Origin of the sequence: Streptomyces sp. NPDC058985 (assembly GCF_042740985.1) — a bacterium.
In the GTDB taxonomy this organism is placed as follows: Bacteria; Actinomycetota; Actinomycetes; order Streptomycetales; family Streptomycetaceae; genus Streptomyces.
The window spans coordinates 1-12,721 of sequence record NZ_JBHYJX010000060.1 but is presented as its reverse complement, the minus strand read 5'-3'; the positions used below and the strand labels follow the sequence as shown (position 1 = coordinate 12,721).

Below are 12,721 nucleotides of genomic sequence, written 5' to 3'. Positions count from 1 at the left end.
GGTGCTCGCGTACGGGGCGCCGGCTCGCTTGTGGCGGGCGCGGCGCCCCGGACGCGCGGTGTCTACTTGTTGTCCAGACCCGGGTACAGCGGGTGCTTGTCGGCCAGGGCCTTCACCCGGGCCGCCAGCGCCTTGGTGTCGTAGGACGGCTTCAGCGCCTCGGCGATCACGTCCGCGACCTCGGCGAAGTCCTCGGCCGTGAAGCCGCGGGTCGCCAGGGCCGGCGTACCGATGCGCAGCCCGGAGGTCACCATCGGCGGACGCGGGTCGTTCGGGACGGCGTTGCGGTTGACCGTGATGCCGACCTCGTGGAGGCGGTCCTCGGCCTGCTGGCCGTCCAGCTCGGAGTCGCGCAGGTCGACCAGGACCAGGTGGACGTCCGTGCCGCCGGTCAGGACCGACACGCCCGCCGCCTTCGCGTCGTCCCGCACCAGGCGCTCGGCCAGGATGCGGGCACCCTCCAGCGTACGGGTCTGGCGCTCCTTGAAGTCCTCGCTCGCGGCGACCTTGAAGGCGACGGCCTTGGCGGCGACCACGTGCTCCAGGGGGCCACCCTGCTGACCGGGGAAGACGGCGGAGTTGATCTTCTTGGCCAGGTCGGCCGTGGAGAGGATCACACCGCCGCGCGGGCCGCCCAGCGTCTTGTGCGTCGTGGTCGTCACGACGTGCGCGTGCGGCACCGGGTTCGGGTGCAGGCCCGCCGCGACCAGACCGGCGAAGTGCGCCATGTCGACCATGAGGTACGCGCCGACCTCGTCCGCGACCTTGCGGAACGCGGCGAAGTCCAGCTGACGCGGGTAGGCGGACCAGCCGGCGACGATCAGCTTGGGCCTGGTCTCCTTGGCGAGCCGCTCCACCTCGGCCATGTCGACCTGGCCGTCGTCACCGACGTGGTACGGGACGACGTTGTAGAGCTTGCCGGAGAAGTTGATCTTCATGCCGTGGGTCAGGTGCCCGCCGTGGGCGAGGTTCAGACCCATGATCGTGTCGCCGGGCTTGAGCAGCGCGAACATCGCGGCGGCGTTGGCCTGGGCGCCGGAGTGCGGCTGCACGTTGGCGTGCTCGGCGCCGAAGAGCTCCTTGACCCGGTCGATGGCGATCTGCTCGACCACGTCGACGTGCTCGCAGCCGCCGTAGTAGCGGCGGCCGGGGTAGCCCTCGGCGTACTTGTTGGTCAGGACCGAGCCCTGGGCCTCCATGACCGCGACGGGCGCGAAGTTCTCGGAGGCGATCATCTCCAGGGTGGACTGCTGGCGGTCCAGCTCGGCGTCGACGGCGGCGGCGACGTCGGGGTCGAGCTCGTGCAGGGGTGTGTTCAGAAGCGACATGCGTCCGTGACTCCTCAGGCGCCGGCGAATGCGGTGTACTCGTCGGCGGAGAGCAGGTCGCCCGGCTCGTCCGTGACCCGGACCTTGAACAGCCAGCCGCCCTCGAAGGGGGCGCTGTTCACCAGCGACGGGTCGTTGACGACGTCCTCGTTGATCTCGATGACCTCACCGGAGACGGGGGAGTACAGGTCGGAGACGGACTTGGTCGACTCCAGTTCGCCGCAGGTCTCGCCCGCGGACACCGAGTCGCCGACCTCGGGAAGCTGCACGAAGACGACGTCACCGAGCGCGTTGGCCGCGTGCTCCGTGATGCCGACCGTCGAGGCGCCGTCCTCGGCGGCCGACAGCCACTCGTGCTCCTTGCTGTAGCGCAGCTGCTGGGGGTTGCTCATGGCCTGGATTCTCCTGTACGCGGGTGACTGCTGATGAATGGGGGACTGCTGACACTGCCGTTGAGCAGCAAGGACACGCGCGGGTGGGCCGGTGGCCCTCCGCCCTCGGTGTCTACTTCTGGCGCTTGTAGAAGGGCAGTGCCACGACCTCGTACGGCTCGTGGCTGCCCCGGATGTCCACGCCCACACCCTCGGTCCCGGGTGCCGCGTGCGCCGCGTCGACGTACGCCATGGCGATCGGCTTGCCCAGCGTGGGGGAGGGGGCGCCGGAGGTGACCTCGCCGATCACCTCGCCGCCGGCGACGACCTGGTACCCGGCGCGCGGGACCCGGCGGCCCTCGGCGACCAGGCCGACCAGCACGCGGGGCGGGTTCTGCTCGGCCTCGGCGGCGGCCCCGGTCAGCGCGGCGCGCCCGACGAAGTCGCCCTCCTTCTCGAACTTCACCACCCGGCCGAGCCCGGCGTCGAAGGGCGTCAGGGAGGTGGTCAGCTCGTGCCCGTACAGCGGCATGCCCGCCTCCAGGCGGAGCGTGTCCCGGCAGGACAGGCCGCAGGGGACGAGGCCGACGCCCTCACCCGCCGCGGTCAGCGCCTGCCACAGCTCGACGGCGTGCTCCGGCTTCACGAACAGCTCGAAGCCGTCCTCGCCGGTGTAGCCGGTGCGCGCGATCAGCGCCGGGACACCGGCCACCGTGCCGGGCAGACCGGCGTAGTACTTCAGGCCGTCCAGGTCGGCGTCGGTGAGGCTCTTGAGGATGCCCGGGGACTCGGGGCCCTGCACGGCGAGCAGCGCGTAGGCGTCGCGGTCGTCGCGCACCTCGGCGTCGAAGCCGGCCGCCCGCTCGGTCAGCGCGTCGAGCACGGTCTGCGCGTTGGAGGCGTTGGCGACCACCATGTACTCGGCGTCCGCCAGGCGGTAGACGATCAGGTCGTCCAGGATGCCGCCGTCCTCGCGGCAGATCATGGTGTAGCGGGCGCGGCCCGGCTTCACGCCGCCGATGTTGCCGACCAGCGCGAAGTCAAGCAGCGCGGCGGCCTGCGGCCCGGTGACGGTGATCTCGCCCATGTGCGAGAGGTCGAAGAGACCGGCCCGGGTGCGCACCGCGACGTGCTCGTCACGTTCGGAGGCGTAGCGCAGGGGCATGTCCCAGCCGGCGAAGTCGGTCATCGTCGCGCCCAGCGCGCGATGGGTGGCGTCGAGCGCGGTACGGCGGGTGTTCGAACTGCTCATCGGTCGGTCGTCTCCCAGGACAGGACGGCACGGGCGAGGTCGGTCCTCCCCATCTGTCATCGGAACCTGAGAGGTTCGCCACGACCACCGGAGTACGGCGATCAGGGCTTGCACCTTGGGTGGGGCAGCCGTCGGGCGGCGGCCCGCTTTTCAGATGTGCCTCGCCCGCGCGGTAACGGGGGCCTGAGAGATTCAAGGGAGGGACTTGCTCCTTCGGCGCCCCGGCGTGGCCGGGGACTCTCCCGCGCGGATTCAAACGGCCGGTATGCAGTTGGCGCCGCCATCATTGCACGACCGGCCGATTCGTGGCAGACCGTGATCTGTAACCGGCTTGTGGCAGTAAGCGAACGAAAACGCGAGACCAGCGCATTACCTTCTCTTTACACTCGACGGGGATGGGAACTCGTGAACCGCCCCAGGGGAGACGATCACGGTGAACAGGACCACGGCCTACGCCACGACCTCGGGTCTCGCGCTGCCCGAGCAGCCCTCCGCCCCGGCCCCGCAGTCGTGCGCCGAACGGCCCGCGCCCGTCGTCCGCGACCTGCGCGAGCGGGACGGGCGCAGCCCGCACGCCCTGCTCTTCGGGCCCCGGGACCTGGTGGTGATCACCGGCCTGCCCGGCAGCGGCAAGTCCACCCTGATGGCGCGCACCGTGCGCGGCCCGCGCATCGACTCCCAGGACATGCGCGACCGCTGGGAGCGCCGCATGCCGGGCTTCCTGCCGTACGCGCTCTACCGCCCCCTGGTCCGCCTCGCCCACTACGCGGGGCTCCGCAAGGCGCTGCGCTCCGGCGAGGGCGTCGTCGTGCACGACTGCGGCACACAGTCCTGGGTGCGCGGCTGGCTGGCCCGGGAGGCCCGCCGCCGCGACGGCACCCTGCACCTGCTGATCCTCGACGTCGGCGTCGACCAGGCCCTGGCCGGACAGCGCGAGCGCGGCCGCGGCGTCTCGCGGTACGCGTTCCTGCGGCACCGCGCGGCCAACTCCCGCCTGCTGCGCGCCGTGACCGGGGGCGCCCTGCCCGCCGGCTGCGCCTCGGCGATCGTCCTGGACCGGGCGGCCGCGGACACCCTCCGCCGCATCGCCTTCACCGGATGACGGACCGCGGGGAGCTGGGCCGAACGGGTTAGCCTTTTCAGCCAGGACAGCGGTACCAGGCAGGCGGTAGGCAGATGGACTTCCCCGGGTTCCCGGCACAGGCACACCCCCACCCGCACGGCGGTTGGCCCGGCAACGAGCTGGAGGAGGTGCTCTCCGCCTCCCTCGGCATACCGGGCGCCGGCGGGCGGATCGTGGAGGTGCTCGGCCGCAGCTTCCTCTGGATCCCCCTGCCGAACGGCGGCGGCCCGCACAGCGGCCCCCTCGACCTGCCCTCCCTGGAGATCGACGGCCAGGCCTACGTGCCGGTCTTCAGCTCCGAGGAGCAGCTCCGCCAGATCGCCGGGGCGCAGATGGCGTACACCGTCGCCCCGGCCGCGGAGTTCGCCCGCGGTCTGCCCCCGCAGGTCGGCATCGCCGTGAACCCGGAGGGCGTGGTCGGCATCCCGCTGCCGCCGCCCGCCGTGGCCGAGCTGTGCCGGGCCGGCCGCACCCCGCTGGACGGGCCCGCGTCCGGCGGCCGGGTCCGCCTCTTCGAGCCGGACTGGCAGGACGACCCGGTGGACTTCCTCGCCGCGGCCTCCGCCGAGTTCGCCGCCACCGGCGTGGTGCGCACCGCCCGCCGCTGCCTGGCCGCCGTCGAGACCGCCGACCCGGCCCTGTTCGTCGGCGTCGAACTCACCCACTGGGAGGGTGACGCCCGAGCCCTCCCCCTGGACGCCCTGGGCCGAGCCCTCACCGCCGCCCCGCCGAAGTGGCCGGTCAACCTGGTCCTCCTGGAGGCCGCCCAGGACCCGGTCTGCGACTGGATGAGGGACAGGGTCCGCCCCTTCTACGACCGGGACTTGTAAACGTCTACGACCGGGACTTGCAGACGCCGGTCAGGACGGCGCCGCCCAGGGGCGCGGAGCTGTGACATGTGCGGCTCCGCCGCGTGGGCGCGACAAGCCACGACGGCGCCGCACCCGCAGGACGACCGCGCCCCCCGAGCTGATAGGCGCCCCCCACCCCGCGGAGCCTTAAGCTGTTTCCACGACCGGGAACTTCCAGAAAGGGCCACAGACGTGAGCGCCAGCGGCACCACGACCGGGCAGGTCGAGAACATGCTGCGCCAGGTGACGCCCGGGCGTTACGACGCCTACGAGGCCCTGCTGCGCGCGCTCGCCACCCCCACCTCCGGCCAGGTCTGGATGCTGCTGTGGCAGGGCCAGGCCGGCTCCCCGGACGCCCAGTACGGAAACATGGAGGTCGAGGGCTACGGCTACGCGCCGTGCGTCACCTCCGCCCAGGAGCTGTCCGCCAGCGGCTGGAACAGGTCGTACGAGGTGGTCGACGGCCTGGAGGCGGCCCGCGCCCTCTACCCGGACCACTTCGGCCTCTGGCTCAACCCGCACGCCCCCGGCGGCGGCGTCGGCGTCCCCTGGCCGGACCTGCGCCGGATCGCCTCCGGCCTGGACCGCCAGCCCGCCGGACCCCTGCGGCTGTCCGAACCGGCCATCGAGATCCCCCAGTTCTACGCCCTGCTCACGCAGAACGCCCACCGCACCCCGGCGGTCCGCGCGTTGCGCCGCGCCTGGGTGCAGCCGGCGCTCGGGGCGCCGTACCTCGCCATCGGTCTCGAGGTCTACGACACCTCCCCGCCGGCCGTCGACGCGGTGCGCGCGATGATGCAGCAGTCCGTCGGCGCGGTGCCGGACGGGCTCCCGGTGTCGACGGTGGCGATGACCGACCTCCACGACCCGGTCGCCATGTGGCTGCGCGCCCGCGCCCGTCCGTTCTACGACCGCGAGGCCCATGCCGCCGCTCCCGCGCAGGCGCCGGCGGGCGGGTACGGATACCCTCCGGCCGGGGGCCGGTACTGACGGTCGCGGGTCGCTCTCCGGGGCGACCGGATGGGATCTTCGCGCGTAGATGAGGGTGCAAAGCGCACCCTTGTTCCCTCTGCCCCAATTCATCCGCGTCCGGCCCCCGTTACCCACTGTCCGGATAACGGAACACCTCGAACAGCATCACGGTTGCGCATCCATTCACCGTCAAGTCTGGCTACAGATCGCCAAAGCGTTGAAGACTCCCGCAACAAGGGGTGGATGCTCGCCTCTTTGTACGACGGACGGATCATGCCGCTACAGCGGCAAGTGCGGGCCGGCTACCGCCGGTTGAGAGGGGTCCCTGCCAGATGACGGCACCATTGCACGAGCCGACCGCGGAAGCGGCCCCGAGTGCTGCCGAGGAAGCGGCGGTTGCCGGCGCCGAAGCCAAGGCGGTACAGGGGCGTTCCCTGGGCAGGATCGCCTGGGAGCGCCTGAAGCGGGACAAGCTCGCCCTGACGGGCGGCGTCGTGGTGCTCCTGCTCGTCGTGGTCGCGATCTTCGCGCCCTTGATCACCAACATCGTCGGGCAGGACCCGGACGCCTACCACGAGGACCTGATCGACCCGCTGTTCGGCACGCCCAGGGGGTCACTCGGCGGCATCAGTGGCGACCACTGGTTCGGCGTCGAGCCGGTCAACGGCCGCGACATCTTCGCCCGCATCGTCCACGGTGCCCGGATCTCGCTGCTCGTCGGCTTCCTGTCCGCGATCGTCGCCGTGATCATCGGAACCGTCCTGGGCGTGCTCGCCGGCTTCTTCGGCGGCTGGGTCGACGCCCTGATCAGCCGGGTCATGGACGGCCTGCTGGCCTTCCCGCAGCTGCTCTTCATCATCGCGCTGGTCTCGGTGATGCCCAACGAGATGCTGGGACTCAGCGGCACGGGCGTGCGCCTCTTCGTGATGATCCTCGTCATCGGCTTCTTCGGCTGGCCCTACATCGGGCGCGTGGTGCGTGGCCAGACGCTCTCCATGCGTGAACGGGAGTACGTGGAGGCCGCCCGGTCCCTGGGGGCCGGACGCTTCTACATCCTGTTCAAGGAACTGCTGCCCAACCTGGTGGCCCCGATCATCGTGTACACGACGATGATGATCCCCACCAACATCCTCACCGAGGCGGCACTCAGCTTCCTGGGCGTGGGCGTCAAGCCGCCCACGTCGTCCTGGGGGCAGATGCTCTCCAGCGCGATCGACTACTACCAGTCGGATCCCATGTACATGGTGATCCCCGGTCTGGCGATCTTCATCACCGTTCTTGCCTTCAACCTCTTCGGCGACGGCGTACGCGATGCGCTGGACCCGAAGGGCTCCCGCTGACCTGCCGTACCGGCAAGCGACCCGTGGCACCTGCACGGGGTCTCTCATCTAATCCGGAGGATCCGAGATCGTGACTACCCAACGCACCTCAGGGCGGCGCAAGCAGGCCATGGCCGCTGCCGCAGTGGTCGCCGCGCTGCTGACCACGGCGGCGTGCGGCGGCGGTGACAGCGACGGCGAGGGGTCGAAGAACGGCGCGGCCGGCTTCGACGCCGCGAACAACAAGGTCGCCCAGGCCGACCAGGCCAAGAAGGGCGGCGAGCTGAAGTTCGCCAGCGTCCAGGACGCCGACTCGTGGGACACCACCCGCGGCTACTACGGCTTCATGTGGAACTTCTCGCGGTACTACTCCCGCCAGCTCGTGACGAACACGCCGGCGCCCGGTGAGGAGGGCGCGGGCGTGACGCCCGACCTCGCCACCGACGTCGCCAAGGTCTCGGACGACGGCAAGACCTACACGTACACCCTGCGTGACGGCGTCACCTGGGAGGACGGCAAGCCGATCACGTCCAAGGACATCAAGTACGGCATCGAGCGCGTGTGGGCGCAGGACGTCCTCTCCGGCGGTCCGACGTACCTCAAGGAGGTGCTCGACCCCGAGGACAAGTACCAGGGTCCCTACAAGGACAAGTCCGCGGACAAGCTGGGTCTGAAGGCGATCGAGACGCCGGACGACAAGACCATCGTCTTCAAGCTGCCGCAGGCCAACTCGGACTTCGAGGAGATGCTCGCGCTGACCTCGGCGTCCCCGGTCCGCCAGGACAAGGACACCAAGTCCAAGTACGGCCTGAAGCCGTTCTCCTCCGGCCCGTACAAGTTCCAGTCCTACAACCCGGGCAAGGACCTCACCCTGGTCCGCAACACCGAGTGGAAGCAGGACTCGGACCCGGTCCGCAAGGCGTACCCGGACAAGATCACGATCAAGTTCTTCACCAACGCCAACGAGCTGGACCAGCGTCTGATCGCCGGCGACTACGACATCGACCTGGCCCAGACCGGTCTGTCGCCCCAGGGCCGCACCACCGCCCTGAAGCAGCACAAGGGCAACGTGGACAACCCGGTCTCCGGCTACATCCGCTACGCGGTCTTCCCGCAGAGCGTGAAGCCGTTCGACAACATCCACTGCCGCAAGGCCGTGCTCTACGGGGCCGACCACGTCTCCCTCCAGACCGCGCGCGGTGGCCCGCAGGCCGGTGGCGACATCGGCACCAACATGCTGCCGCCGGCGGTGCCGGGCTCCGAGGGCCAGAAGTACGACCCGTACGAGATGGCCGGTGCCAACAAGAAGGGCAACGTCGCCAAGGCCAAGGAAGAGCTGAAGGCCTGCGGCAAGCCCAACGGCTTCAAGACCACCATCGCGGTCCGCAACAACAAGCCGGTCGAGGTGGCCACCGCCGAGTCGCTCCAGGCGTCGCTGAAGAAGATCGGCATCACGGTCGACATCGACCAGTACGACGGTTCGCAGACCGCCGGCATCATCGGCAGCCCCGCGAACGTGATCAAGAAGAACTACGGCATCATCATCATGGGCTGGGGCCCCGACTTCCCGTCGGTCCAGGGCTACGGTCTCCCGCTGTGGAGCAGCGACTACATCCTCGAGAGCGGTAACAACAACTACGCGCTCATCAAGGACAAGGAGATCGACGGCCTGTTCGACAAGTACGTCACCACCCTGGACGACGCCGGCAAGGCGGACATCGCCAAGCAGATCAACCACAAGGTGATGGAGGGCGGCTACTACCTGCCCTTCGTCTTCGAGAAGTTCATCAACTGGCGCTCCAGCCGCCTGGCGAACGTCTACACGTCCGACGGCTACAGCGGCATGTACGACTTCGTCAACCTCGGCCTGAAGTCCTCGAAGTAACCGGTACACCCGCCGTACGGCACGAAAGGCAGGTGAAGGCCGGCGCGGCGTGACCGCGGGCCGCCGGAAGACCTCCGGCGGCCCGCGATCCGCGGCGGGCCGTAAGCTGTGCTCGCTTACCTCATCAGGCGGCTGTTCGCCGCCGTAGTGATGCTCGTGGTCATCATCCTGGTGGTCTTCGGCATCTTCTTCCTCGTCCCCAAGTGGGCGGGCGTCGACATCGCCACGAGCTTCGTGGGCAAGCAGGCCGACCCGGCCTCCGTCGAAGCGGTGCGCCAGAAGCTGGGTCTGGGCGACCCGATCTTCGTCCAGGCCTGGGAGTTCTTCAAGGCGATCTTCGCGGGCCGGACCTACTCGGGCGGCGGCGACGTCACCGAGTGCGCGGCCCCGTGCTTCGGCTACTCCTTCCGCAGCGAACAGGCCGTCTGGCCGGTGCTGACCGAGCGATTCCCGGTGACCCTGGCTCTCGCGCTCGGTGCGGCCGTGCTGTGGCTGATCTTCGGTCTCGCGGCGGGCGTGCTCTCCGCGCTCAAGCGGGGCACCCTGTGGGACCGCGGCGCGATGGTCGTCGCGCTCGCGGGCGTCTCCCTCCCGATCTACTTCACCGGTCTGCTCAGCCTCGCGGTCTTCTCCCACAGCCTGGGCTGGATCAACGCGGAGTTCGTCCCGCTGGACGAGAGCTTCTCCGGCTGGTTCGGCGGCATGATCCTGCCCTGGATCACCCTGGCCTTCCTGTACGCCGCGATGTACGCCCGGATCACCCGGGCCACCATGATGGAGATCCTCGGCGAGGACTACATCCGCACGGCGCGCGCCAAGGGCCTCAAGGAGCAGGTCGTCATCCGCAAGCACGCGATGCGGTCCACCCTGACCCCGCTGCTGACCATGCTCGGCATGGACCTCGGCGCCCTCATGGGCGGCGCGATCCTGACCGAGACCACGTTCAGCCTTCCCGGCCTCGGCCAGAAGGTGCTGGACGCGATCCAGAACCAGGACCTGCCCTTTATCCTGGGTGTCGTCCTGATCACTTCTCTCGCGGTGCTGATCGCCAACCTCGTGGTGGACGTCCTGTACGCCGTGATCGACCCCCGAGTGAGGCTCGCATGACCGAACTCAGCAAGAGCGGAGCAGCCGTGGGCGAGCCCACCGGCACCTCGCCCGCTCCGAAGGCATTCCTGGAAGTACGCGACCTGAAGGTGCACTTCCCCACCGACGACGGACTGGTCAAGTCCGTCGACGGGCTCAGCTTCCAGCTGGAGAAGGGCAAGACCCTCGGCATCGTGGGCGAGTCCGGCTCCGGCAAGTCGGTGACCTCGCTCGGCATCATGGGCCTGCACACCGCCGGCCAGTACGGCAAGCGCAAGGCCCAGATATCCGGCGAGATCTGGCTGGACGGCACCGAGCTGCTCTCCGCCGACCCCGACCACGTGCGCAAGCTGCGCGGCCGTGAGATGGCGATGATCTTCCAGGACCCGCTGTCCGCGCTGCACCCGTACTACACGATCGGGCAGCAGATCGTGGAGGCGTACCGCATCCACCACGACGTGGACAAGAAGACCGCCAAGCGCCGCGCCGTGGAGATGCTCGACCGGGTCGGCATCCCGCAGCCGGACAAGCGGGTGGACAGCTACCCGCACGAGTTCTCCGGCGGTATGCGCCAGCGCGCGATGATCGCGATGTCGCTGGTCAACAACCCCGAACTGCTCATCGCGGACGAGCCGACCACCGCCCTGGACGTGACCGTCCAGGCGCAGATCCTGGACCTGATCCGGGACCTGCAGAAGGAGTTCGGCTCCGCGGTCATCATCATCACTCACGACCTGGGCGTCGTCGCCGAACTGGCCGACGACCTCCTGGTGATGTACGGCGGCCGGTGCGTCGAGCGGGGCCCGGCGGAGAAGGTGTTCTACGAGCCCCGGCACCCCTACACCTGGGGCCTGCTCGGCTCGATGCCGCGGCTCGACCGCGACCAGCAGGAACGCCTCATCCCCGTCAAGGGCTCCCCGCCCTCCCTCATCAACCTCCCGTCCGGCTGCGCCTTCAACCCGCGCTGCCCGTACGCCGACGTGCCCAAGGACGACGTCACCCGCACGGTCCGCCCGGACCTGACCGAGGTCGGCAGCAAGCACTGGGCCGCCTGCCACATGTCGCAGGAGCAGCGGGAGCGTATCTGGACCGAAGAGATTGCGCCGAAGCTGTGAGTGACAAAGCGAAGGCAGAGGACACAGCGGTGACCATCCCCGCACAGAGCAGCGGCGCCACCCTCACCAAGGACGCCGCCCCCGGCGAGACCCTGCTGAAGGTCACCGGGCTGCAGAAGCACTTCCCGATCAAGAAGGGCCTGCTGCAGCGCCAGGTCGGCGCCGTCCGCGCCGTCGACGGCATCGACTTCGAGGTCCGCGCCGGTGAGACCCTCGGCGTCGTGGGCGAGTCGGGCTGCGGCAAGTCGACCATGGGCCGGCTGATCACCCGGCTGCTCGAACCGACCGCGGGCAAGGTCGAGTTCGAGGGCAAGGACATCACCCACCTCGGGGTCGGCGGGATGCGTCCGCTGCGCCGCGACGTGCAGATGATCTTCCAGGACCCGTACTCCTCGCTGAACCCGCGCCACACCATCGGCACGATCGTCAGCGCCCCCTTCAAGCTCCAGGGCGTCGAGCCCGAGGGCGGGGTCAAGAAGGAGGTCCAGCGGCTGCTGTCGGTGGTCGGCCTCAACCCCGAGCACTACAACCGCTACCCGCACGAGTTCTCCGGCGGCCAGCGCCAGCGCATCGGCATCGCCCGCGCGCTCGCGCTCAACCCGAAGATGGTCGTGGCGGACGAGCCGGTGTCCGCCCTGGACGTGTCGATCCAGGCGCAGGTCGTCAACCTGCTCGACGATCTCCAGACCGAGCTGGGTCTGACGTACGTGATCATCGCGCACGACCTGTCCGTCGTCCGGCACGTCTCGGACCGGATCGCGGTGATGTACCTCGGCAAGATCATGGAGCTGGCCGACCGCGACCTGCTCTACAAGTCGCCGATGCACCCGTACACCAAGGCCCTGATGTCGGCGGTGCCGATTCCGGACCCGGCGCGCCGCGGTGCCAAGAGCGAGCGCATCCTGCTCAAGGGTGACGTGCCCTCGCCGATCGCGCCGCCGAGCGGCTGCCGGTTCCACACCCGGTGCTGGAAGGCGACGCAGATCTGCACCACCGCCGAGCCGCCGCTCAAGGAGCTGCGCCCCGGCCAGCAGGTGGCCTGCCACCACCCGGAGAACTTCGAGGACCAGGCCCCGCAGGACGTCGTCCTGCTCACGGCCGCCAAGGAGGCCGCGGAGCTGGTGTCGGAGGACGCCCTCGCGGAGTCGGCGGCGACCTCGGCGGCCGTGGCCGCGGAGGTCGAGGAGTCCGCCGAGGCCGAGGAGTCCGCCGAGGCCGAAGAGGCGTCCGCCGAGGCCACCAGCGCCGAGGCCACCACCGAGGCCACCAGCACCGGGGCCACCTCCGAGGCCACCGACGAGGAGCCTCCCGCCAAGGAGAAGTGACCCGTCCGCCGAAGAGCCCCCGCCCTCACGCGTGAGGGCCGGGGGGCTTCGGCGGGGGGGTAATGCCGGGGGTTCGGGGAACTCATAAGCCCCA

General features: G+C 69.9%; 11 protein-coding genes and 1 riboswitch. Of the genes, 8 read left to right on the top strand and 3 right to left on the bottom strand.

Annotated features, from left to right (window positions below):
- Positions 1 to 62 precede the first annotated feature (62 nt).
- The 3 genes from glyA to gcvT form a co-directional block, all read right to left on the bottom strand.
- Positions 63 to 1,328 carry a serine hydroxymethyltransferase gene (glyA, locus tag ACFW01_RS34405; protein WP_234961225.1) on the bottom strand — a complete coding sequence of 422 codons (1,266 nt, stop codon included), beginning with the start codon at positions 1,326 to 1,328 and terminating at the stop codon, positions 63 to 65.
- Between the two features lie 14 nt (positions 1,329 to 1,342).
- Positions 1,343 to 1,720, bottom strand: a complete 378-nt coding sequence (gene gcvH, locus ACFW01_RS34400) for a glycine cleavage system protein GcvH (protein WP_384510238.1) — start codon at positions 1,718 to 1,720, stop codon at positions 1,343 to 1,345.
- 112 nt (positions 1,721 to 1,832) lie between these two features.
- Positions 1,833 to 2,951: a glycine cleavage system aminomethyltransferase GcvT gene (gene gcvT / locus ACFW01_RS34395; RefSeq protein WP_384510235.1), complete on the bottom strand. Its 1,119-nt coding sequence runs from the start codon at positions 2,949 to 2,951 to the stop codon at positions 1,833 to 1,835.
- 160 nt (positions 2,952 to 3,111) lie between these two features.
- A riboswitch (glycine riboswitch) is annotated at positions 3,112 to 3,206 on the bottom strand.
- A gap of 178 nt (positions 3,207 to 3,384) precedes the next feature.
- Here gcvT and ACFW01_RS34390 point away from each other — a divergent pair.
- The 8 genes from ACFW01_RS34390 (at position 3,385) to ACFW01_RS34355 (ending at position 12,627) form a co-directional block, all read left to right on the top strand.
- Positions 3,385 to 4,053 (top strand): AAA family ATPase, encoded by a 669-nt coding sequence (locus ACFW01_RS34390; protein WP_384510232.1) that lies wholly within the window; start codon positions 3,385 to 3,387, stop codon positions 4,051 to 4,053.
- A 74-nt stretch (positions 4,054 to 4,127) separates the two neighbouring features.
- A complete protein-coding gene (locus ACFW01_RS34385) occupies positions 4,128 to 4,904 on the top strand; it encodes an enhanced serine sensitivity protein SseB C-terminal domain-containing protein (RefSeq protein WP_234961221.1) in 777 nt (258 codons plus the stop codon).
- A gap of 213 nt (positions 4,905 to 5,117) precedes the next feature.
- Positions 5,118 to 5,915: an enhanced serine sensitivity protein SseB C-terminal domain-containing protein gene (locus tag ACFW01_RS34380; protein ID WP_384510227.1), complete on the top strand. Its 798-nt coding sequence runs from the start codon at positions 5,118 to 5,120 to the stop codon at positions 5,913 to 5,915.
- A 314-nt stretch (positions 5,916 to 6,229) separates the two neighbouring features.
- Positions 6,230 to 7,237, top strand: a complete 1,008-nt coding sequence (locus ACFW01_RS34375) for an ABC transporter permease (protein WP_234961219.1) — start codon at positions 6,230 to 6,232, stop codon at positions 7,235 to 7,237.
- A gap of 70 nt (positions 7,238 to 7,307) precedes the next feature.
- A complete protein-coding gene (locus ACFW01_RS34370; RefSeq protein WP_234961218.1) occupies positions 7,308 to 9,101 on the top strand; it encodes an ABC transporter substrate-binding protein in 1,794 nt (597 codons plus the stop codon).
- 108 nt (positions 9,102 to 9,209) lie between these two features.
- Positions 9,210 to 10,208 carry an ABC transporter permease gene (locus ACFW01_RS34365; RefSeq protein WP_064729945.1) on the top strand — a complete coding sequence of 333 codons (999 nt, stop codon included), beginning with the start codon at positions 9,210 to 9,212 and terminating at the stop codon, positions 10,206 to 10,208.
- Positions 10,205 to 11,302 (top strand): ABC transporter ATP-binding protein, encoded by a 1,098-nt coding sequence (locus tag ACFW01_RS34360; RefSeq protein ID WP_234961217.1) that lies wholly within the window; start codon positions 10,205 to 10,207, stop codon positions 11,300 to 11,302. The genes ACFW01_RS34365 and ACFW01_RS34360 overlap by 4 nt, the downstream gene beginning before the upstream one ends.
- A 29-nt stretch (positions 11,303 to 11,331) precedes the next feature.
- A complete protein-coding gene (locus tag ACFW01_RS34355; protein ID WP_234961216.1) occupies positions 11,332 to 12,627 on the top strand; it encodes an ABC transporter ATP-binding protein in 1,296 nt (431 codons plus the stop codon).
- Positions 12,628 to 12,721 lie beyond the last annotated feature (94 nt).